The following is a 20,478-nucleotide window of genomic DNA, read 5'->3' as shown; positions in this document are numbered from 1 at the left end:
CTGATTGGGTTATTGGTGGTAACTGGCGTGTTTAAGATGATTTTTTGAAACAAAGGCCACTCCGGTGGCCGATTAATGTGTTAATGCAATTTAGCGATATCAATGGCCTGAATCGCGCGCGCGATATCCGGTGAATTGTTTAATGCGCGGATTTCCTGAAACAGCGCGGTTGCCTCTGAGTATTCTTTACGCAAATACCCTAACCATTGTTTAATCCGCGCCACGTGATACAGCCCGGTATCACCCTGCTTTTCAAGACGAGTATATTTTTGCAACAGCATCACGACATCAGGCCACGGCATACGCGGCTCGTTGTACTTCACCACACGACTCAGGTTCGGAATATTTAATGCCCCACGGCCAATCATCACCGCATCGCATCCGCTGATAGCCATACAGTCCTGGGCGCTTTGCCAGTCCCAGATTTCGCCATTCGCGATAACCGGAATGGTAAGCCGCTGGCGGATCTCACCGATCGCCCGCCAGTTGATATGTTCGGCCTTATAGCCCTGTTCCTTGGTTCGGCCATGCACCGCCAGCTCGCTGGCGCCCGCCTGCTGAACGGCATCAGCAATTTCAAACTGCCTGTCGCTGTTGTCCCAACCCAGACGCACTTTCACCGTCACGGGGAGATGATCCGGAACCGCCTCGCGCATGGCTTTTGCGCCCCGGTAGATGAGTTCAGGATCTTTTAATAACGTTGCGCCACCGCCGCTGCCGTTGACCAGCTTCGACGGGCAGCCACAGTTCAGATCGACACCAAACGAGCCCAGTTCTACCGCGCGCGCCGCGTTCTCCGCCAGCCACAGCGGATACTGCCCCAGCAACTGTATGCGCACCCGCGTGCCGGATGGCGTCCGGCTATTGTTATGCAGTTCCGGGCAGAGCCGATGGAATACTTTTGCCGGCAGGAGCTGATCTACCACGCGCACAAACTCGGTGATGCACAGATCGTAATCATTCACTTCAGTCAGCAGCTCGCGCACCAGTGAGTCGAGCACGCCTTCCATCGGCGCCAGTAAAACACGCATATCGTCACCCGCAAAAAAAGAGGCGCTATGGTAGCGCCTCCGTTCGGGAGATTAAAGAGGCTCAGCGCGGCAACAGGCAGTTATCTTCTTTCCAGCCGTACAGCCATTCCATACCACGATAAAATTCCGCCTGAGATTTGCCTTTCCACAGCAGATTACGCACCTGGCGCTCGACGCCTGCGGCGTGGTACACACGTCCCATTTCGCGCGTCGACCAGACGATGCGCGCAGTACGCGGAATACGCACCGACTCATACAAGGCAAAGGCATCAGCCGCATCGCCGTCACACTGCTGTAACGCCTTACCGAGAGTGACAGCATCTTCAAGCGCCATACAGGCGCCCTGCGCCATATATTGTGCCACCGGATGCGCAGCATCACCCACCAGCGTAATGCGGTCGGTCCCCCATTTCTCTACCGGTTCGCGGTCAGCGGTGGACCAACGACGCCATGAGGTCGGCTTATCCAGCATCTGACGCGGACGCGCATGAATACCGGCAAAATAGGAGAGCACTTCCTCTTTACTGCCATCCTTTACCCCCCACTCCTCCTGCTGACGACTGTGGAAGGTCACCACCAGGTTATACTGCTTGCCGCCGCGCAGTGGATAGTGCACCAGGTGGCAGTGCGGTCCGGCCCATAGCACCGGCGCGTTAATGCGCAAATCTTCCGGCATATCATCGCAATCAATCACCGCGCGATAGACCACGTGCCCGGTCACGCGTGGCGCATCGCCAATCAGAGACTGACGCACAACCGACTTCACACCGTCACAGCCCACCAAAATATCCGCTGTCCAGCTGTTACCGTGCTCATCAAATACCGTCACATCATCTTCTGTCTGGCGAATATCAACCACGTTAGTTGAAGTGCGATACTCAACGTTGGGATGAACCAGTGCCGCTTCCCAGACAGAAGCATGAATATCAACCCGATGGATAACCGCATAAGGACCGCCAAAGTGATCGCGGAACGCCTGCCCGGTTTCAATATGTACAACCTCTTTCGCGTTTACCGCATCCATCATGGTGATGTGATCGGTAAAAACGGCGCGCTGACGAGCGACGTCACCCACGCCAAGGCTGTCCAGAGCAGAAAACGCGTTCGGCCCGAGCTGAATGCCCGCACCAATCTCACCAATCTCGTGCGCTTTCTCCAGCAACATCACTTTAATGCCTTGACGGGCCAGCGATAGCGCGGTCGCCGCGCCGCCAATCCCGCCACCCACGATAATTGCGCGTGTCACTTTAGCCATTGTCGTTCTCCTTATCAGGCTGGAATTTTGTCTTGTTGATTCTCGGGTGCGGCGGCGATAAACGCCGGAAGCTGGGTACAGGCATCATATACCGCCTTACAGCGCGGATAACCGCTCAGATCACAGCCCATACGTAACGCGTTCGCCCACTGCGGGATCAGACAGCAATCCGCCAGCGTCGGCGCATTCCCCACGCAGAACGTCCCCGAGTGACTCTGGCGCAGCATCTGTTCAACCGCGCTTAACCCTTGCTGGATCCAGTGCGCATACCAGCGTTTTTTATCCTCTTCACTGACCTTTAGCTCTTCGCTCAGGTAGCGCAGTACCCGCATGTTATTCACGGGATGGATATCACAAGCGATGGCATAAACAATTTCCAGCACCCGGCTGCGCGTCGGGAAGTCGGCTGGCAGCAGCGGCGACTGCGGAAAGTGACCATCCAGCCAGTCGGTTATCGCCAGCGACTGCCCGAGTGATTCTCCCTCATCAGTGACCAGCGTCGGTACAAGCCCTACCGGGTTCATCCGCCGGTAGGCCAGCTCGTTCTGCTGACCGATGCGAATGTTGACGCCCACCGTCTGGTAATCAAGCCCCTTCAGCGCCAGCGCAATGCGTACGCGATATGACGCGGAGCTGTTAAAGAAACTGTACAGCTTCATCATCCACCTCAGACAATCTTCACAGCGATGGGGGTTAAACCGTCTACATTGCCGGTGATCACATCTCCTTTCACCACTGCGCCCACGCCCTCTGGCGTGCCTGTGTAGATCAAATCACCCGGCTGTAGTTCGAAAAAGCCGGACAGATAGCTAATCGTTTCATTAACGGACCAGATGAGGTGGCGAATATCGCTACGCTGATGATCGTCGCCGTTGACCTGCAACCAGATAGGCGCGTTGTTAACATCCGCACTTTCGCTGGCTTTATGCAGCGGCGCGATGGGGGCTGAGAGATCAAATGCTTTGCCGATTTCCCACGGACGCCCCATCTGGCGCATCTCCATCTGCCTGTCGCGGCGGGTCATATCCAGACCAGTGGCATAGCCCCAGATATATTCGTGCGCTTTTTCCAGCGGTATATCGCTGCCCTTTTTACCGATCGCCACCACCAGCTCTATCTCATAGTGATAGTTATCGGTCTGCGACGGGTATGGCAGCTCGAGGGTTTGACCGGCCGCCACCGGAACCACCGCATCGGCAGGTTTACAGAAGAAGAACGGCGGTTCGCGATCCGGATCAAAACCCATTTCACGCGCATGAGCGGCATAGTTGCGGCCCACGCAGTAAACGCGACGCACGGGAAACTGTTCATTACTGCCAACGACCGGAACGGTAACAGGCGCTTGTGGTTCGAATACGTATTGCGTCATTTTCTCTCTCCCAAATTAATAACGTGCTTCACGGAACAACCCCAGCGCTTCCTGAACCGGTCTGTCCGAAAAACTAAATAAGACGGCATCTTCGTGGGCCTGGAATGACACGCCGTGCCAGGTTGGCACCACGAAGATATCTTTTGGCGAAAAATTTAAAGTCTCGGTGCCGATGGTGACCTGCCCGCTTCCTTCCACCACGTGATAGATAGTGCTGTCGGTGGTACGCGCCATCCGCGAGGAAAAGCCCTTCGGCAACAGTTGTAAAAAGGTCCCCATTGAAGGCATGGGATAACCACCGGTTACCGGGTTGACGTAACGCATCTTGTAACCGTCCCACTCATCGGCGTCGCCCATGCGGGTCAGGTCATGCAGCGCTTCACGGCTGCGATCGTAGCGATAGTTGAAAATTGGCGATGAGTTACCCTTCTGATGACGCAGCGGCAGCATATTGGCCGCGTAGCGTGGTAAGTAATCCCCTTCCTTGCGCGTGACTGGTTGCTGATCCTCCGGGTAATCTTCCGCAAAGCCGCAACCCAGCAGATTCACCAGTGGCAGATCCAGACCGTCCAGCCACACCACCGGTTCACTGCCTGGGTTGCCGTGGTCGTGCCAGCGCCACTGTGGCGTCAGAATAAAATCGCCTTCATGCATTTGGGTGCGCTCGCCATCCACCGCAGTAAATGCCCCTGTCCCTTCGACAATAAAGCGCAGCGCAGACTGATTATGCCGGTGACTCGGGGCAACCTCGCCCGGCATGATTAACTGCAATCCGGCGTACAGCGTTGGGGTGATTGAAGACTGTCCGCGCAGCATGGGGTTTTCCAGCACCAGTACGCGACGAATCGCCTCTTTCGCGCCAATCAGATCGCCGCTTTCCAGCAGCAACGGGCGGATCTCCTGATAGTTCCAGTACGCAGGAGCACAATGTGCGTTCGGCGTTGGCGGTACCAGGCGGTGCAGAGACTCCCACAGAGGGGTCAGATTCTGCCCGGAAATATGCTGGTAAAACTGCTGACGGCTGTTCTTAACATCCTGATTAAGTTCTGACATAGAGATTCTCCTTATTTGTTCACGATGCCTACGCGTGACAACGCGTCAGGGACAGAGGCCGACTGGCGGATAACAACCGTCAGCAGCATAAGCATCACCGCGCTGATGGCCGCCGGAACGGCAATAATGAAAAACAGGTTATCGAATGAGAAATTCATCGCCATCATCACGCCGCCGGAGAGCGAGCCGACAATCGCGCCGCAGCGGCCAATCGCATTAGACCAGCTGACGCCCGTGGCCCGGCTCTGCGTCGGATAAAGCGTGGCGGTTAAAGCATTCAGGCCCACCTGCGAACCGCTGATGCCGATGCCGGTGCCAAAAATGGCCAGCGCCATCAGCCACAGGCCGTTCTCGCTCAGGCCAATCATGACAATACACACCGCACCCAACGCATAGCTCACTGCCAGCACGCGAAAAGGATTGTATTTATCCATCAGCACTCCCAGCACCAGCGCACCGAGCGTACCGCCAATCTGAAAGGCGGCGGTCACCCATGAGGCATGCTGCAGGTCAATTCCGCGATGGTTAAGCAGCGTTGGCATCCAGCTGGAGAGCAGATAAATAATCAGCAGGCTCATAAAGAACACCACCCATAACATCAGGGTAATGGGCAACTGTTGCCCGACGAACAGCTGGCGAATGCTGCCTTTGGCAATCGCGGCGCCCTCGTTGAGATAAAATTGGGTATTGTCATAACGTTCCCGGGTGATGGCGCTGACGGTTCTGGCAATCACGTTTTGCGGCAACTGACGACGAACCTGCCAGCGCGGGGATTCCGGCAGCGCAAACAGCAGAGCCACAAACAGCATCAGCGGTAGCACGCCTCCCAGCACCAGGATGCCGTGCCAGCCAATAACCGGCACCAGCTGTGCGCTGACAATCCCACCCATCGCCGAGCCCAGGGTAAAACCGCAGAACATCATGGTGACCAGTGCGCCACGCCGACGCGCTGGCAGGTATTCTGAGGTCATAGTGATAGTATTTGGCATCGCGCCGCCCAGGCCTAACCCGGTAAGGAAGCGCAAAAAAACCAGCGTTTGCAGATCGGGGGAAAAAGCCGAAATCAGGCTCAGTGCGCCGAACAGCGCCACGCAGAGTTCAATCACCCGTTTGCGGCCAAAACGATCCGATAGCGGACCGCAGAGCAGTGCGCCAGCGGTCAGACCCAGCAGGCCTGCGCCAAACAGCGGCGCCAGATCTCCGGCCGTCAGTTGCCAGTGGGTGCGAATGTCGGGCGCGATAAAACCAATAGCTGCGGTATCAAAACCGTCGAGCATGACGACCAAAAAACAGCAAATGATAACGCGCCACTGGGTCTTACCGACGGGGGCGGAATCGATCAGTGCTTGTAGATCACGTTGTTGAGTCATAGTGAATGCCTCAGTGCAGGTAGAGTAGATGTCTGTTTTGTTTTAGGTATGTTGCGACTTTGTATGTTTGGAGATGAAATGTACAATGGCTTTTCATGCAGAGGCATAACCTGGAGGTTATAGCAAATGGCTAACTGGGCGCAGAAACTTAAGTTACACCACCTGCAAACGCTTATTGCGCTGGGCGAACAGGGGAATTTGACTCACGTCGCCCGAATGATGAATATCACCCAGCCAGCGTTGTCAAAATGGTTATCACAGCTCGAAGATGAGATGGGTATCACACTCTTTGAACGTCATAGCAAAGGCTTACGCCCTTCAGAAGGCGGCAAGCTGCTACTGCAGCATGCCCAACGCCTGATCAATGATATGGAACGTTCACAGTATGAAATCGCCCGTTTTAAGCAGGGAGGCCTGGTAGGGAGTCTGAAGATTGGCTGCTCGCCGGTGGCGACGGACTGCGTTTCACAGGCGATACTGGGTTTGCTCACAGAGCTGCCGACCTTGCATCTTAATATTGAAGAGAAGGTGATGACCCCGCTGCTGCACGATCTGCTCGCGGGTTCGGTGGATGTGGTGGTCGGACGCGTCGGTGGCCGGGCGCTTCAGTTGCCGCTCAATTACCAGGTGCTGTATACCGAGCCGGTCTGTTTCGTCGCGCGCCCCGACCATCCGCTGGCAAAATATCCCCTGCTCACCTGGCATGATCTGGCTAACTGGCGCTGGATTGTCTGGCCGACGGGAACGCCCATCCGGATAAGCATTGACAACGCGCTGGTAGATAACGGCGTCATGCTACCGGAAAACATCATTGAATCGGCATCGATAAACGTCAGCACCAACCTGCTGCAAAGTAGCGACATGATCTCTATTCTTTCTCTACGCCTGGCGCAGCGTTATGCCGCCCAGGGACAGCTGGCTATCCTGAATCTGCCGAAGATTGAACAAAAAGGCAGCGTAGGCGTGTTCTGGCGCAACAATGAAACGCCCACGACCGCCCTGAATCGTTTTCTGTATTACCTGGCACAGGTTTAACGTGAACAGTTAGGGCCATCGCCCAATGTTCCAGATATCTATTTCTTCTATGCTTAGAATTCATGATGTGATCGGTAGCACGTTTTGAAGTTTAATTGTATGATGAATCAGTCTCGTCAAGGGTTTCAACTATGAGCAAAGCACTGAACATTATCTGGCAATATTTGCGCGCATTCGTCCTGATTTATGCCTGCCTCTATGCAGGTATTTTTCTTGCATCGCTACTCCCCATCACCATTCCGGGCAGCATTATCGGCATGCTGATTCTGTTTGTCTTACTGGCTTTGCAGGTGTTACCGGCAAAATGGGTTAACCCCGGCTGCTATGTGCTGATTCGCTATATGGCCCTGCTGTTTGTCCCGATTGGCGTGGGGATCATGCAGTACTTTGATCTGCTCCGTGCGCAATTTGGTCCGGTGGTGGTGTCCTGTACCATCAGTACGCTGGTCGTTTTCCTGGTGGTGAGCTGGAGTTCTCACATTGTGCACGGTGAGCGCAAAATCGTTGGGCAAAAAGGGTCTAAAGAATGATGTCGTATATCTGGTGGTCGTTACCCCTTACGCTGGCGGTATTTTTTGGCGCACGTAAGCTGGCTGCACGATTTAAAATGCCGCTATTGAACCCGCTACTGGTCGCCATGGTGGTGATCATTCCCATTCTGATGCTGACCGGAATTCCCTACGATCACTATTTCAAAGGCAGTGAGGTGCTGAACGATTTACTGCAACCTGCCGTGGTCGCGCTGGCCTATCCGTTATACGAACAGCTGCACCAGATTCGCGCTCGCTGGAAATCAATTATTGCCATCTGCTTTGCGGGGAGCCTTGTGGCGATGGTCACAGGTACAACAATCGCCTTGTTGATGGGCGCATCGCCGCAAATTGCTGCGTCAATCATGCCGAAATCGGTAACCACGCCTATCGCTATGGCAGTGGGAGGCAGTATTGGTGGTATTCCGGCCATCAGCGCCGTGTGCGTCATTTTTGTTGGTATCCTCGGGGCTGTGTTTGGTCATACTTTGCTCAATGCGATGCGTATTCGCACCAAAGCCGCACGTGGACTGGCTATGGGTACCGCGTCGCACGCCCTGGGTACCGCACGCTGTGCAGAGCTGGACTATCAGGAAGGCGCGTTTAGCTCTCTGGCGCTGGTTATTTGCGGCATTATCACCTCGTTGGTCGCCCCATTCCTGTTCCCGATTATTCTGGCCCTGGTCGGTTAACCTTCAATTTTTGGCTAATTATTTGCGATGCGTTGCACATTTTTAATTTAAGTTTCATAAGTTGCATACACAATGAGATTTGGATCACATATAAAGCCGTAACAGGCCCGTAAACTACGATTCCATTACATTGTTATGAGGCATCGCCATGCATCCACGTTTTCAAACTGCTTTTGCCCAACTCGCGGATAACTTGCAATCAGCCCTGGCGCCTGTTCTGGCGGATGCGCATTTCCCCGCCATGCTGACTGCTGAGCAGGTCTCTTTGCTGAAACGCGAATCGGGACTGGACGAAGACGCGCTGGCATTCGCTCTACTGCCGCTGGCTGCGGCCTGCGCGCGTACTCCGCTGTCCAACTTCAACGTTGGGGCAATTTCTCGCGGCATCAGCGGCACCTGGTACTTCGGTGGGAACATGGAGTTCCTGGGGGCGACCATGCAGCAAACCGTTCATGCCGAGCAAAGCGCCATTAGCCATGCCTGGCTGCGCGGTGAAAAAGGGCTCGCCGCCATCACCGTCAACTACACGCCGTGCGGCCACTGTCGCCAGTTTATGAACGAACTGAACAGCGGACTGGATTTACGTATTCATCTGCCGGGACGTGCGCCACACGTGCTGCGCGATTACCTGCCAGATGCCTTCGGACCGAAAGATCTGGAGATTAAAACGCTGCTGATGGACGATCAGGATCACGGCTTCGCGCTGCAGGGCGATGCGTTGACCCAAGCGGCTATCACCGCCGCCAACAGATGTCATATGCCGTACAGCAACTCCCCAAGCGGCGTGGCGCTGGAATGTAAAGATGGTCGAATTTTTAGCGGTAGCTATGCGGAAAATGCCGCCTTCAACCCGACCCTGCCGCCGCTGCAAGGCGCGTTAAACCTGTTGAACCTTAACGGTTATGACTACCCGGATATCCAGCGTGCTGTGCTGGCTGAAAAAGCCGATGCGCCGTTGATTCAGTGGGATGCGACCTCCGCTACCCTGAAAGCGCTGGGCTGCAATAATATTGAGCGCGTGCTGCTCGGTTAATTGCCTGGCGCTACGCTTATCTGGCCTGCAATCGCTCCAGGTTGTCGGCCAGATTTGCTGTTGCTACCATCCAACAGGGCCGTTTTGCTGAAAATCCCCTCAATCAGATTGCTGTTTCTTGCGCTACGTCTTCCGGTACAGTAGCCTGATTGAAATTCCATCCAAATAACGAGTTTTCTGCATGTTAAAGCGCGTGTTTTACAGCCTGTTAGTCCTGGTAGGCTTGTTGCTTTTGACTGTGCTTGGGCTCGACAGGTGGATGAGCTGGAAGACCGCTCCCTACATCTACGACGAATTGCAGGATTTACCCTACCGCCAGGTCGGTGTGGTCCTGGGCACGGCGAAATACTATCGCACCGGCGTCATCAACCAGTATTACCGCTACCGCATTCAGGGCGCATTGAACGCCTATAACAGCGGAAAGGTAAACTATCTGCTGCTGAGCGGCGACAACGCGCAGCAAAGCTACAACGAACCCATGACGATGCGTAAAGATCTGATTGCCGCAGGTGTCGATCCCGCTGACATCGTGCTTGATTACGCCGGGTTCCGGACGCTCGATTCAATTGTACGAACCCGCAAGGTGTTCGATACCAACGATTTCATCATTATTACTCAGCGATTCCACTGTGAGCGCGCCTTGTTTATTGCGCTGCATATGGGCATCCAGGCCCAGTGCTATGCGGTGCCCTCACCAAAAGATATGCTCACCGTGCGGGTACGTGAATTTGGCGCCCGCTTTGGCGCACTGGCCGATCTCTATATTTTCAAACGTGAACCCCGCTTTTTAGGTCCGCTGGTGCCCATCCCTACCATGCATCAGGTACCGGACGATGCACAGGGATATCCGGCGGTCACGCCTGAACAACTACTCGAATTACAAAAGAAACAAGGAAAATAAGCATGGATGTACAAACCCTTTTCGTCGTGTTGGCCTTTCTGCTCATTCCCGTATTTTGTTTTCGCGAAGCATGGAAAGGCTGGCGCTCTGGGGCAGTAGATAAAATTAAAAAGAATGCGCGCGAACCGGTTTACGCTTATCGCAATCAAGAGCCCCTGCAATTTTGGTCTTATGTGCTGGTTTATGCCGGGTGCGGATGTTTATCCTTCGGGATGGTTATTTACTTAGTCTTTTATCGCTAAAGAATTTTCCTTTATATTAGCATTTGAGAATAGCTAATATTTTGATAATAGTTACCATTTCAATGTAAGGGATTAATGCTGCCCGCCAGCATTTCCCTCAGACTATCTTCTATTTGTGAATCCTTTCACAGAATACTCTTCCTGCAGTGCTTAGCCTTAAGAATAGCCTTCACTTTTTATATTTTGTTATTAACGGTTTGCCTTAATTTACTCAAGCATTAAGGAAGAAAATATGCCACAACAAAATTATCTGGATGAGCTCACGCCTGCTTTTACCCCATTATTAGCAATAAAAGAGGCTTCCCGCTGTTTATTATGTCACGACGCCCCCTGTAGTCATGATTGCCCGGCGCAAACAGACCCAGGGAAATTTATTCGCTCTATTTATTTTCGTAATTTTAAAGGCGCTGCCGAAACTATCCGCGAAAATAATGCGCTCGGTGCGGTGTGCGCCCGGGTTTGCCCAACCGAAAAATTATGCCAGCGCGGATGTACGCGCTCAGGAATTGATAAACCTATCGATATTGCACGTCTGCAACGCTTTATTACCGATTTTGAACAGCAGACCGCAATGAAAATCTATCAGCCGGCAACAAAAACGCTCGGCAAGGTAGCTATCATCGGGGCGGGTCCGGCAGGGTTACAGGCCAGCGTAACGCTAAGTAATCTTGGTTATGATGTCACAATCTTCGAAAAACAGGCCCAGCCAGGTGGCTGGTTGCGTTATGGCATTCCTGAGTTTCGTCTGCCGCAGGCAGTTTTGGATCTTGAAATTGCCCGTATCGTTGAAATGGGCGTGACCATCAAGTGCAATTGTGAAGTCGGCAATGCCCTTTCCGTTGAGCAACTCAAAGCAGAATACCGCGCCGTACTGGTTACCGTAGGGATGTCTTACGGTTCAACATTACCTCTGTTTGAGAGGGCGAATCACGTCGAAATCGCCGTCGATTTTCTGCAACGAGCCCGCCAATCCAACGGCGATATTACCGTCGCACAAAGTGCATTAATCATCGGAGGTGGCGACGTGGCGATGGATGTCGCCAGTACGTTGAAGCTGCTGGGCTGCCCGTCAGTCACCTGTGTCGCGCGTGAAGAACTCGCCGACTTCCCGGCCAGCGACAAAGAATTCAGCAGCACACAGGCTTTAGGGGTGTCGATAATTGACGGCTTCACGCCCGTGGCGGTTAGCGGAAATCGAGTCACCTTTAAGCACGTACGTCAGCCTGGAGAACTCACGCTTGAAGCCGAACAGATTATTCTCGCCGTCGGCCAACATGCTCAGCTTGATAATTTCGCCGCGTTAAAACCACAGCGCAATCTTATCGATACGCACAATTATCAAACCGCCGATCCGGCTCTGTTTGCTGCGGGCGATATTGTTAAAGGCGATAAAACCGTTGTTTACGCCGTGAAAACGGGAAAAGAAGCCGCTCAGGCCATTCATCACTATTTAGAGGGAGCTTGCTCATGTTAACGAAAGATCTTTCTATTACTTTTTGCGGCGTCAAATTCCCCAACCCGTTCTGCCTCTCTTCCTCTCCGGTGGGCAACTGTTATGAAATGTGCGCCAAAGCCTATGATAGCGGCTGGGGTGGCATTGTTTTTAAAACGATCGGGTTCTTTATTGCTAATGAAGTCTCCCCACGTTTTGACCATCTCACCAAAGAAGATACCGGCTTTATTGGCTTCAAAAACATGGAACAAATTGCCGAGCATCCGTTGGAGGAGAATCTGGCCGCAATTCGCCGACTGAAACAGGACTACCCGGACAAAGTCCTGATTGCGTCGATTATGGGGGAAAATGAGCAGCAATGGCAGGAACTGGCCCGCCTGGTTGAAGACGCGGGTGCAGACATGATCGAGTGTAACTTCTCGTGCCCGCAAATGACCTCACATGCCATGGGTAGCGATGTAGGGCAAAGCCCTGAGCTGGTTGAAAAGTATTGTCGGGCCGTTAAACGCGGCTCGTCCCTGCCGATGCTGGCGAAAATGACACCGAACATTGGTGATATGTGTGAGGTGGCTCTGGCAGCAAAACACGGAGGTGCCGACGGTATCGCGACCATCAATACGGTTAAATCCATCACGAATATCGATCTGAACCGAAAAATCGGGATGCCGGTCGTCAACGGTAAATCCAGTATTTCCGGCTACTCCGGCAAGGCCGTTAAACCTATTGCTTTGCGATTTATCCAACAACTGCGCATGCACCCTGAACTGCGCGATTTCCCGATTAGCGGCATCGGGGGAATTGAGACCTGGGAAGATGCCGCCGAGTTTTTACTGTTAGGCGCGGCCACGCTGCAGGTGACCACCGGGATCATGCAGTACGGCTACCGGATTGTGGAGGACATGGCCAGCGGGCTGTCACATTACCTCGCCGATCAAGGGTTTGACTCACTGGAGGAGATGGTTGGTCTTGCCAATGCCAATATCATCCCCGCGGAGGATCTTGACCGTAGCTACATCGTCTACCCGTACATCCATCTTGATAAATGCGTTGGCTGTGGCCGCTGCTACATCTCCTGTTATGACGGCGGACATCAGGCGATGGAATGGAATGAGGAAACCCGCACACCGCATTGCAACACAGAAAAATGTGTGGGATGCCTGTTGTGTGGTCACGTTTGTCCGGTAGCCTGTATTGAGCTGGGTGAAGTGAAATTTAAACCCGGTGAGAAAGAGCATGCGTTAACGTTGTAACGCTGACAAAAAAGCCCGGTACAGATTACGCTGCACCGGGCTTTTTGCGGTATACGATTACTTCTTACGCGCGTACTTCAGTGAGTCCAGCGCAACCGCGAAGATGATAATGCCGCCCTTGATAATGTACTGCCAGTAAGGGTTCACGCCAATGTAGGTCAGACCGTAGTTGATGACGGTGAAGATAATCACACCGGTCACCACGCCAAACACGGTCCCTACCCCGCCGCTGAACGACACGCCGCCAACCACGCACGCCGCAATCGCATCCAGCTCATACATAAAGCCGAGGTTGTTAGTCGCCGAGCCGATACGCCCGGCTTCGAGCAAACCACCGAAGGCATAAAACACGCCAGACAACGCATAGATGATCAGCAGGTTCAGCGCAACGTTGACCCCGGACACTTTTGCGGCTTCAGGGTTTCCGCCGATGGCGAAAATGTTTTTACCGAAGCGGGTCTTGTTCCACAGCACCCAGACAAACGCCACCGCAATCAGCGCATAGAAGGTAATGTAGGAGAGGCGGAAACTACCCAGCGCAATAAAGCCCTGTGCGAAGGTGGAGAATCCGCTGTCAAAGCCAGAAATTGGCGATGCGCCGACAAAGTCGTAGTACAGGGAGTTGATCCCGTAAACGATGATCATCGTACCCAGGGTGGTAATAAACGGCGTCACATTCAGATAAGCAATGATAATACCGTTCACCAGACCGATAATGGCGCCAATCACGCAAACAATCAGCACGACTACGATGATTGGCATTGTAGCCATTTCCGGGAACACCTTGTTGGCGTTCTCCATCGACTGTAGCAAGGTTGCCGCCACGACTGCCGCCAGGCCAACCTGACGTCCCGCCGACAGGTCTGTCCCTTGGGTAACAATCAGCCCGGCCACGCCCAATGCGATAATAATACGCACCGAGGATTGCGTCAGAATATTACTCAGGTTCAGTAAGCTTAAGAAAGTGGGATCCTGGAAAATAATAATCGCCAGCAAAACTAAAAGAACAACGTAAATTCCGCCTTCTTTCAGATAAGTAAGAAAACTTTTCTTATTTAACGCACTCATGAGGAGCCCCTAATCTTAAAGGTGCAAAGACGCAAGACGGAGGATTTCGTTTTGCGTTGTTGTTTTAGTGTCAACAATTCCGGCAACGAGACCATTGCTCATCACCAGAATACGATCGGTAATACCTAGCAGCTCCGGCATTTCAGAGGAAATAATAATAATCCCCTTATCCTTTTTCGCGAGTTCAGCAATCAGCTGATAAATTTCAAATTTCGCGCCGACATCGATACCACGCGTGGGTTCATCTAACATCAGGATTTCTGGCTGCGTTAATAACCAGCGACCAATAACCACCTTTTGCTGATTACCACCGGACAGTGAACCGATTTGTGTTCGATGGCCCGGCGTTTTCACCCTCATTGAGTCAATTACCCACTGGGTATCACTCTTCATGCGGGAATTATCCAGCAGACCAACTTTATTTTTATAGTTTTGGATATTGGAGATTAACGAGTTAAAACCAATATCCAGATACGCGTAAATACCGGTTGAGCGGCGCTCTTCCGTGACCAGTGCAAAACCATGGTTAATGGCCTCATTTGCGCTGTGGTTATTAATCTTTTTGCCGTGTAGCGTAATCGTACCCGATGATTTCTCACGAATACCAAAAAGCGTTTCAACGATATCAGTACGTTTTGCGCCGACCAGCCCGGCAATCCCGAGAATTTCCCCTTTGTGCAAATCAAACGAGATATCACGAATCGACGGCTGACGCAGCGAGGTCAGGTTACGCACTTGCAGAATGACTTCACCGGGTTTGTTTTCTTTATCCGGAAAACGTTGGTTCAGTGAACGGCCGACCATCATGGAGATGATCTTATCCATATCCAGCCCTTCCAGCGGCTGGGTCGCAATCCACTGGCCATCGCGCAGCACGGTAATTTCATCGCATAGCTGGAAGATTTCTTCCATCTTGTGAGAAATATAAACAATACCGCATCCACGCTCTTTCAGCTTACGGATAATGGTAAACAGATGATTAACTTCTTTCTCGGTTAACGATGACGTTGGCTCATCCATGATGACGATTTTTGCGTCATAGGAGAACGCTTTCGCAATTTCAATCATCTGCATTTGAGAAACGGATAATGTACCAACGCGCGCACGCGGATCGATATCAATATCCAGCTCATCAAATATCGCTTTGGTATCGCGGTACATTTTGTCCTGATCGACAAACATGCCTTTGGTGGGATAGCGTCCCAGCCACATGTTATCCATCACAGAACGTTGTAATACCAGGTTTAATTCCTGGTGTACCATCGAAATACCATTTTCAAGCGCTTCTTTAGCAGAATGAAAATCGATTTCTTTACCCTGAAATAAAATACTACCGGAATCTTTTTGATAGATGCCGAAAAGACATTTCAATAATGTTGATTTCCCCGCGCCATTCTCCCCCATTAAGGCATGAATAGAATGTGGGCGGACTTTTAAATTGACATTATCAAGAGCCTTAACGCCGGGGAAGGACTTGTTGATGCCGGTCATTTCCAACAAGTATTCGCCTGACGACTGAGTATGTGTGCTGACCATAATTATACCTTGTTGGCCTTGCAGAGTGCGTTATTAAGGGCGCAATGACATTGCGCCCAAAGACGGAGTATTTACTTATTGGTAAACTCTGCCAGATTATCTTTATCGACACCTACGTACGGAACGCGAACAATTTTGTTCTCAATTTTCCAGTTAGTGCCATCTGCCGCACCTTTGCCGTCAGCCAGGTTTTTCGCCAGATCGAAGGTGGCTTTCGCCTGGTTGTTGGCGTCGTTCAGCACGGTACCAGCCATTGCGCCAGATTTCACCAGAGCCAGCGCTTCAGGCAGCGCATCCACACCAAATACCGGTACGCTGGTTTTGTTGTGCGCTTTCAGCGCTTCAACTGCGCCCATTGCCATCGCATCGTTGTTTGCGATAACCACTTCGATTTTGTTGGCGTTCGGACCGGACATCCACGCATCCATTTTATCTTTTGCCTGAGCGGTATCCCACATTGCAGTATCTAACTGCAGTTGCTCAGTTTTAATGCCTTTATCGTTCAGCTCTTTAATCACGTAAGTGGTACGTGCTTCAGCGTCCGGGTGTCCCGGTTCGCCTTTCAGCAGAACAAACTGAATTTTGCCGTCTTTGTTCAGGTCCCAGTTCGGATTCGCTGCCCAGTGTTTGGCGATCAAATCACCCTGAATAATACCGGACTCTTTAGAGTCGGTACCGACGTAAAACGCTTTGTCATAGCTGTCCAGCGCCTTACGAGAAGGTTCTTTGTTAAAGAACACGATCGGTACGTTCTGCCCGCGTGCTTTTTCAATGACCGTGCCTGCCGCTGCCGGGTCAACCAGGTTAATCGCCAGTGCTTTAACGCCTTTTGCCAGCAGCACGTCGATCTGGTCGTTTTGTTTGGACTGGTCGTTCTGCGAGTCATTCATCAGCAGCTGTACATCTGGCGCCGCTTTGGCATCTTTTTCAATAGCCTTACGTACTACAGACATAAAGTTATCGTCATACTTATAGATAGTCACACCAATGCGGGTATCAGCAGCGTGCGCAGCCGCGCCGAATAACATGCTTGCCATTACAGCAGACAGGGTCAACACCTTCTTATTCATGGTATCTCCGGTTTTATTATGCAGGGTAGTACTTGAGATAAATGCTCGGCAGGCAGAACGTTACTGAAGTGTTACTGAACGCCGAAGCTCACTTTTAAAAAATATTTCTTCCGTGTCTGGCAACGCTCCAAAAACAGGCTTTAATTTTTGTTTAAGGCACCTTTACCTCGGTGAAAGTGATTATTCACCGTTACATAGTAGTTACAGCGCAACAAACAGTGTCATCATAGCTATCGCATTGTTAATATACTGTGAATTTACTCACATATTGAAAGCGGTTACATCGCGCAACGTTATGAGTTAGTGATCGGTGCCGCATTCTGCCGAAGCGCCACAGAATGGCGACGCACCAGCGTCGGCATAAAGCAATGCGTCGCCTCCGGGTCTAACGTGCCTGCAGCCCCCTGTAGCGCAAGCTCCGTCGCCATTTTTGCCATGGAGGCAATGGGATAGCGTACGGTGGTCAGTTGCGGATCGGTGTAACGCGCGATAGGAATATCATCAAAGCCAATGATAGAAAGGTGTATTGGAATAGCGATGCCGTTATCTTTTAGCGCAGTCAGCGCGCCGGCAGCCATATTGTCGTTATAGGCGAAAACCGCCGTCAGTTGTAAGTTACGTCCCAGCAGTTCTACCATCGCAGACTCTCCGCCCTGCATATCGGGCGAACCGGTGCCGACCCAACTTTCTGCCGCAACAATCCCCTGCTCTTTCAGGGCTGTTAACCACCCTTCTTTGCGCATGGTGTCATCTTCAATGCGGTGGCTTGACGCCAGATAACCGATGCGTTGATGACCATTATTCAGCAGCATTCGGGTCGCCATTTTGGCACCGCTGATGTCATCCAGACAGACGCAGCGGTGGGCGTAACCCGGCACCAGACGATTTATCAGCACCATGCCGGGGATCTGATCCATAAACTCGGCCAGTTCCCGATCGCTCAGTGCTTTCGAGTGTACAATCAGTGCGTTACAGCGCTGACGAATCAACACCTCAATGGCATGACGTTCTTTTTCAGCCTCATGATAGCTGTTGCCAATCAGGACATACTTCTGATGCTGCTGGGCAACCATATCCACGGCTTTTACCAGCGCGCCAAAAAAGGCGTCTGATACATCCATGACCACAACACCAATCGTGTCGCTCACCTGCGTCGCCAGCGCTTGCGCGTTGGCATTAGGTCGATAGCCCAGCAGAGTAACTGCCTTCATTACCGCTTCACGCGTATCGGGACGCACCAGCGCACTGTTGTTCAGTACGCGGGAAACGGTCGCTACAGAAACGCCAGACTGTCGTGCCACATCACGTATGGTGATCATATTCACTGCCCTGTTTTAGATTGCGGTTGCCCGCAGACACCCCAGGCTGGGTATTTTGTCAGCACAATGAAACGCACTGCGTGAGAGATGTCACAGGAATGAAAGCGCTTACATCCGTTTTGTTAATGAATGTGATCCAGATCGTTATCTGGATGTACGCGGCAATGATGTCCCCGCAGCACGCAGGGTTAATTGACGCCACAGCCATTCCACCGGGCCCTGGCGGTAAAAACGTAGCCATATGACGGAGAAAAGTAGGTTAACGGCCCAAACCGGAATGACGAAATACAGCAGCTCCAGTCGGTCAAATTTCATAAATAAGCCGACCTGGTAAAACAGCGTGGTGCAGATTAAGGTTTGTAACAGATAGTTAGTTAATGCCATGCGCCCCACACAGGCGATGGCAATGACCCATTTTAAGCGGCTAAGCTGCGGCCAGAAGCCGAACATCAGCGCGGCATAACCGATGGTTTGCAACGGCGCGCCCAGCTCTCGCGGGGCTTGTAGCAAGAAGGCACACCAGCGATATGCCCAGCCCAGATGCCACTGAGCGACGATAGCAGGCAGGTTAATCGCCATCCCGAGAATGACCAGCAGTACACCGGTGCGTCGGTAATGCTGTAAGCTGTACTGCCCTTTTAACCAACCGCTGCGCATCAATGCCGCGCCGAGCAGCATCATCCCCGCCAGTTGCCAGCCGTACTGTGCGCCCAGCGCCAGCAAGCTAGTGGACATCATATCCACGCGATTGCTGACGGCTTCCATTCCACAGTTTATTTTCCAGTATTTTTCATACAGCAACGCTGAGGCATCCGGCGTCCAGGCACGACTGGTTTCACTCCCGGAGATTACCCCCAGCAGCAGCAATACGCCAACTCCCACCAGATAAAGCAGTACGCCGGTGTTAAATAAGCTTTTTACCGACGGCGCATCACGGATCAACCGCCAACAAATCAGGCCGATTAAGCCATATGCCAGCAGAATATCGCCATCCCAGAAGAGTAAACCGTGAATAAAACCCAATAGAACCAGCAGCGTAAGCCGCGACTGGATCCAGCGTTTACCGCGCGGGAGCAGCATTTGCAGGCCGGCACCGAACAGCAGCGCAAACAGCGTGAGGAATTTTACCTGTGCAAAGAGATCGAGCAGCGCCCAGGTCCAGGCGTCGGATAAGGTGATGTTGCCATACCACGCGGGATTGAGGTATGCCGCCTTTGGCAAGCCAAAGGCGCTAATATTGAGAAGCAGGATACCAAGAATGGCGACGCCACGAATAAAATCCAGCGTGACATTACGCTCCATGGTCCCTGCCCTAATCAGTTGTGATGACGTACTGCGCGCAGGAATTCCTGACGCGTGTTCTGGCTGGACTTAAACAATCCGCCAAGAGAAGTGGTCGTGGTCGCACTGGTCGCATCGCGAATGCCACGCGCTTTCACACAGTAATGTACCGCATCAATCGACACCGCCACATTATTCGTCCCGAGCAGAGTTTGCAGCGCGGTGAGAATTTGCTGGGTGAGACGTTCCTGAACCTGCGGACGCTGTGCGAAAAACTGCACAATGCGGTTAATCTTCGACAGACCAATGACCGAATCTTTTGGGATATACGCCACCGTCGCTTTGCCATCGATAGTAACAAAGTGGTGTTCGCAGGTGCTGGTCAGCGTGATATCGCGAACCGTGACCATCTCGTCCACCTTCATTTTGTTTTCAATGACGGTAATTTTCGGGAAGTTGGCGTAGTCGAGGCCGGAGAAAATCTCATCGACATACATTTTCGCAATGCGATGCGGAGTTTCCATCAAACTGTCATCGCTCAAATCGAGATTGAGCAACTGCATAATCTCGGTCATATGGCCCGAGATAAGACGTTTGCGCGTTTCGTTATCCATCTCTTGCACGGGCGGGCGTAGTGGCGTTTCAAGACCACGCGCGACCAGCGCTTCATGAACCAGGGCCGCTTCTTTACTGAGTGATGACATTTCTTCTTCTCCTGCAGGTGGGGCGCCTCTGCCCTGCATGGGGCAAAGTTTTTAGGCTGTATCACAGCCAGAACATTGTGCGTGAGGCGGCGCACATAATCCAGTATTCACCGCGATAATTATTGAAATTGGCACAGCCTTTCAGCGTAGCGATTTCACTTGTCGTTCTACCCGGCGACGTCGAGTGTTAATGTAAAGTTATATAGATGATGAAGTATGTTTGCTCAATGCGGAAGTGAAAGTTGCTCACAGTGCCATGAATAATCTGTATTATGGTGAGTTCGCA

General features: G+C 52.3%; 20 protein-coding genes. 8 read left to right on the top strand and 12 right to left on the bottom strand.

What is annotated here, in order from left to right:
- Positions 1–80: 80 nt before the first annotated feature.
- The 6 genes from dusC to mhbT form a co-directional block, all read right to left on the bottom strand.
- Positions 81–1,031, bottom strand: coding sequence for a tRNA dihydrouridine(16) synthase DusC (gene dusC / locus O6D90_RS08145; RefSeq protein ID WP_218731542.1), 951 nt, complete (start codon positions 1,029–1,031; stop codon positions 81–83).
- Positions 1,032–1,092: 61 nt separating this feature from the next.
- Positions 1,093–2,286: a 3-hydroxybenzoate 6-monooxygenase gene (locus O6D90_RS08140; RefSeq protein ID WP_016153705.1), complete on the bottom strand. Its 1,194-nt coding sequence runs from the start codon at positions 2,284–2,286 to the stop codon at positions 1,093–1,095.
- A 14-nt stretch (positions 2,287–2,300) separates the two neighbouring features.
- The gene (gene maiA / locus O6D90_RS08135) at positions 2,301–2,945 is read right to left on the bottom strand and encodes a maleylacetoacetate isomerase (RefSeq protein WP_016156972.1); all 645 of its coding nucleotides are present in this window, start codon (positions 2,943–2,945) and stop codon (positions 2,301–2,303) included.
- 8 nt (positions 2,946–2,953) lie between these two features.
- Positions 2,954–3,655 (bottom strand): fumarylacetoacetate hydrolase family protein, encoded by a 702-nt coding sequence (locus O6D90_RS08130; RefSeq protein WP_016153707.1) that lies wholly within the window; start codon positions 3,653–3,655, stop codon positions 2,954–2,956.
- 15 nt (positions 3,656–3,670) lie between these two features.
- Entirely contained in the window at positions 3,671–4,708 is a 1,038-nt protein-coding gene (gene gtdA / locus O6D90_RS08125; RefSeq protein ID WP_016156973.1) for a gentisate 1,2-dioxygenase, read from the bottom strand.
- Between the two features lie 11 nt (positions 4,709–4,719).
- Positions 4,720–6,078 (bottom strand): 3-hydroxybenzoate transporter MhbT, encoded by a 1,359-nt coding sequence (gene mhbT / locus O6D90_RS08120; RefSeq protein WP_016153709.1) that lies wholly within the window; start codon positions 6,076–6,078, stop codon positions 4,720–4,722.
- A gap of 126 nt (positions 6,079–6,204) precedes the next feature.
- Here mhbT and O6D90_RS08115 point away from each other — a divergent pair, with 126 nt between their 5' ends.
- From O6D90_RS08115 to preA, 8 genes are all read left to right on the top strand, one after another.
- Complete coding sequence (locus O6D90_RS08115; RefSeq protein ID WP_016153710.1) at positions 6,205–7,113, top strand: LysR substrate-binding domain-containing protein; 909 nt, start codon at positions 6,205–6,207, stop codon at positions 7,111–7,113.
- Between the two features lie 131 nt (positions 7,114–7,244).
- Complete coding sequence (locus tag O6D90_RS08110; protein WP_016153711.1) at positions 7,245–7,643, top strand: CidA/LrgA family protein; 399 nt, start codon at positions 7,245–7,247, stop codon at positions 7,641–7,643.
- A complete protein-coding gene (locus O6D90_RS08105) occupies positions 7,640–8,335 on the top strand; it encodes a CidB/LrgB family autolysis modulator (protein ID WP_016156974.1) in 696 nt (231 codons plus the stop codon). Before O6D90_RS08110 ends, O6D90_RS08105 begins: the two co-directional genes overlap by 4 nt.
- A 148-nt stretch (positions 8,336–8,483) precedes the next feature.
- Positions 8,484–9,368: a cytidine deaminase gene (cdd, locus tag O6D90_RS08100; RefSeq protein WP_016153713.1), complete on the top strand. Its 885-nt coding sequence runs from the start codon at positions 8,484–8,486 to the stop codon at positions 9,366–9,368.
- A gap of 181 nt (positions 9,369–9,549) precedes the next feature.
- Positions 9,550–10,269, top strand: a complete 720-nt coding sequence (gene sanA / locus O6D90_RS08095; protein ID WP_016153714.1) for an outer membrane permeability protein SanA — start codon at positions 9,550–9,552, stop codon at positions 10,267–10,269.
- A gap of 2 nt (positions 10,270–10,271) precedes the next feature.
- Entirely contained in the window at positions 10,272–10,511 is a 240-nt protein-coding gene (locus O6D90_RS08090) for a DUF2542 family protein (protein WP_016153715.1), read from the top strand.
- A 232-nt stretch (positions 10,512–10,743) separates the two neighbouring features.
- The gene (locus tag O6D90_RS08085) at positions 10,744–11,985 is read left to right on the top strand and encodes an NAD(P)-dependent oxidoreductase (RefSeq protein ID WP_016156975.1); all 1,242 of its coding nucleotides are present in this window, start codon (positions 10,744–10,746) and stop codon (positions 11,983–11,985) included.
- Positions 11,979–13,214, top strand: a complete 1,236-nt coding sequence (gene preA, locus O6D90_RS08080) for an NAD-dependent dihydropyrimidine dehydrogenase subunit PreA (protein ID WP_016156976.1) — start codon at positions 11,979–11,981, stop codon at positions 13,212–13,214. Before O6D90_RS08085 ends, preA begins: the two co-directional genes overlap by 7 nt.
- A gap of 57 nt (positions 13,215–13,271) precedes the next feature.
- On the opposite strand, the gene mglC is transcribed toward preA, so the two are convergent.
- The 6 genes from mglC to folE form a co-directional block, all read right to left on the bottom strand.
- Positions 13,272–14,282 carry a galactose/methyl galactoside ABC transporter permease MglC gene (gene mglC / locus O6D90_RS08075; RefSeq protein ID WP_003027393.1) on the bottom strand — a complete coding sequence of 337 codons (1,011 nt, stop codon included), beginning with the start codon at positions 14,280–14,282 and terminating at the stop codon, positions 13,272–13,274.
- Between the two features lie 15 nt (positions 14,283–14,297).
- Positions 14,298–15,818, bottom strand: a complete 1,521-nt coding sequence (mglA, locus tag O6D90_RS08070) for a galactose/methyl galactoside ABC transporter ATP-binding protein MglA (RefSeq protein ID WP_016153718.1) — start codon at positions 15,816–15,818, stop codon at positions 14,298–14,300.
- 71 nt (positions 15,819–15,889) lie between these two features.
- The gene (gene mglB, locus O6D90_RS08065) at positions 15,890–16,888 is read right to left on the bottom strand and encodes a galactose/glucose ABC transporter substrate-binding protein MglB (RefSeq protein ID WP_016153719.1); all 999 of its coding nucleotides are present in this window, start codon (positions 16,886–16,888) and stop codon (positions 15,890–15,892) included.
- A gap of 293 nt (positions 16,889–17,181) precedes the next feature.
- Positions 17,182–18,207 (bottom strand): HTH-type transcriptional regulator GalS, encoded by a 1,026-nt coding sequence (gene galS, locus O6D90_RS08060; protein WP_271143284.1) that lies wholly within the window; start codon positions 18,205–18,207, stop codon positions 17,182–17,184.
- Between the two features lie 144 nt (positions 18,208–18,351).
- Complete coding sequence (yeiB, locus tag O6D90_RS08055; RefSeq protein ID WP_271143283.1) at positions 18,352–19,509, bottom strand: DUF418 domain-containing protein YeiB; 1,158 nt, start codon at positions 19,507–19,509, stop codon at positions 18,352–18,354.
- Between the two features lie 14 nt (positions 19,510–19,523).
- Complete coding sequence (folE, locus tag O6D90_RS08050; RefSeq protein WP_003027410.1) at positions 19,524–20,192, bottom strand: GTP cyclohydrolase I FolE; 669 nt, start codon at positions 20,190–20,192, stop codon at positions 19,524–19,526.
- Positions 20,193–20,478 lie beyond the last annotated feature (286 nt).

The sequence above is a fragment of the Citrobacter sp. 21OH12SH02A-Citro genome (assembly GCF_027919895.1).
GTDB lineage: Bacteria > Pseudomonadota > Gammaproteobacteria > Enterobacterales > Enterobacteriaceae > Citrobacter > Citrobacter braakii.
Note: the sequence above shows the minus strand (reverse complement) of the source record. Positions and strands in the feature narration are given on the sequence as shown.

What these genes read in the sequence shown, in the direction of transcription:
- dusC (WP_218731542.1), bottom strand. Translation starts at nt 1,031, where the DNA reads ATGCGTGTTTTACTGGCGCCGATGGAAGGCGTGCTCGACTCACTGGTG.
- O6D90_RS08140 (WP_016153705.1), bottom strand. Translation starts at nt 2,286, where the DNA reads ATGGCTAAAGTGACACGCGCAATTATCGTGGGTGGCGGGATTGGCGGC.
- maiA (WP_016156972.1), bottom strand. Translation starts at nt 2,945, where the DNA reads ATGAAGCTGTACAGTTTCTTTAACAGCTCCGCGTCATATCGCGTACGC.
- O6D90_RS08130 (WP_016153707.1), bottom strand. Translation starts at nt 3,655, where the DNA reads ATGACGCAATACGTATTCGAACCACAAGCGCCTGTTACCGTTCCGGTC.
- gtdA (WP_016156973.1), bottom strand. Translation starts at nt 4,708, where the DNA reads ATGTCAGAACTTAATCAGGATGTTAAGAACAGCCGTCAGCAGTTTTAC.
- mhbT (WP_016153709.1), bottom strand. Translation starts at nt 6,078, where the DNA reads ATGACTCAACAACGTGATCTACAAGCACTGATCGATTCCGCCCCCGTC.
- O6D90_RS08115 (WP_016153710.1), top strand. Translation starts at nt 6,205, where the DNA reads ATGGCTAACTGGGCGCAGAAACTTAAGTTACACCACCTGCAAACGCTT.
- O6D90_RS08110 (WP_016153711.1), top strand. Translation starts at nt 7,245, where the DNA reads ATGAGCAAAGCACTGAACATTATCTGGCAATATTTGCGCGCATTCGTC.
- O6D90_RS08105 (WP_016156974.1), top strand. Translation starts at nt 7,640, where the DNA reads ATGATGTCGTATATCTGGTGGTCGTTACCCCTTACGCTGGCGGTATTT.
- cdd (WP_016153713.1), top strand. Translation starts at nt 8,484, where the DNA reads ATGCATCCACGTTTTCAAACTGCTTTTGCCCAACTCGCGGATAACTTG.
- sanA (WP_016153714.1), top strand. Translation starts at nt 9,550, where the DNA reads ATGTTAAAGCGCGTGTTTTACAGCCTGTTAGTCCTGGTAGGCTTGTTG.
- O6D90_RS08090 (WP_016153715.1), top strand. Translation starts at nt 10,272, where the DNA reads ATGGATGTACAAACCCTTTTCGTCGTGTTGGCCTTTCTGCTCATTCCC.
- O6D90_RS08085 (WP_016156975.1), top strand. Translation starts at nt 10,744, where the DNA reads ATGCCACAACAAAATTATCTGGATGAGCTCACGCCTGCTTTTACCCCA.
- preA (WP_016156976.1), top strand. Translation starts at nt 11,979, where the DNA reads ATGTTAACGAAAGATCTTTCTATTACTTTTTGCGGCGTCAAATTCCCC.
- mglC (WP_003027393.1), bottom strand. Translation starts at nt 14,282, where the DNA reads ATGAGTGCGTTAAATAAGAAAAGTTTTCTTACTTATCTGAAAGAAGGC.
- mglA (WP_016153718.1), bottom strand. Translation starts at nt 15,818, where the DNA reads ATGGTCAGCACACATACTCAGTCGTCAGGCGAATACTTGTTGGAAATG.
- mglB (WP_016153719.1), bottom strand. Translation starts at nt 16,888, where the DNA reads ATGAATAAGAAGGTGTTGACCCTGTCTGCTGTAATGGCAAGCATGTTA.
- galS (WP_271143284.1), bottom strand. Translation starts at nt 18,207, where the DNA reads ATGATCACCATACGTGATGTGGCACGACAGTCTGGCGTTTCTGTAGCG.
- yeiB (WP_271143283.1), bottom strand. Translation starts at nt 19,509, where the DNA reads ATGGAGCGTAATGTCACGCTGGATTTTATTCGTGGCGTCGCCATTCTT.
- folE (WP_003027410.1), bottom strand. Translation starts at nt 20,192, where the DNA reads ATGTCATCACTCAGTAAAGAAGCGGCCCTGGTTCATGAAGCGCTGGTC.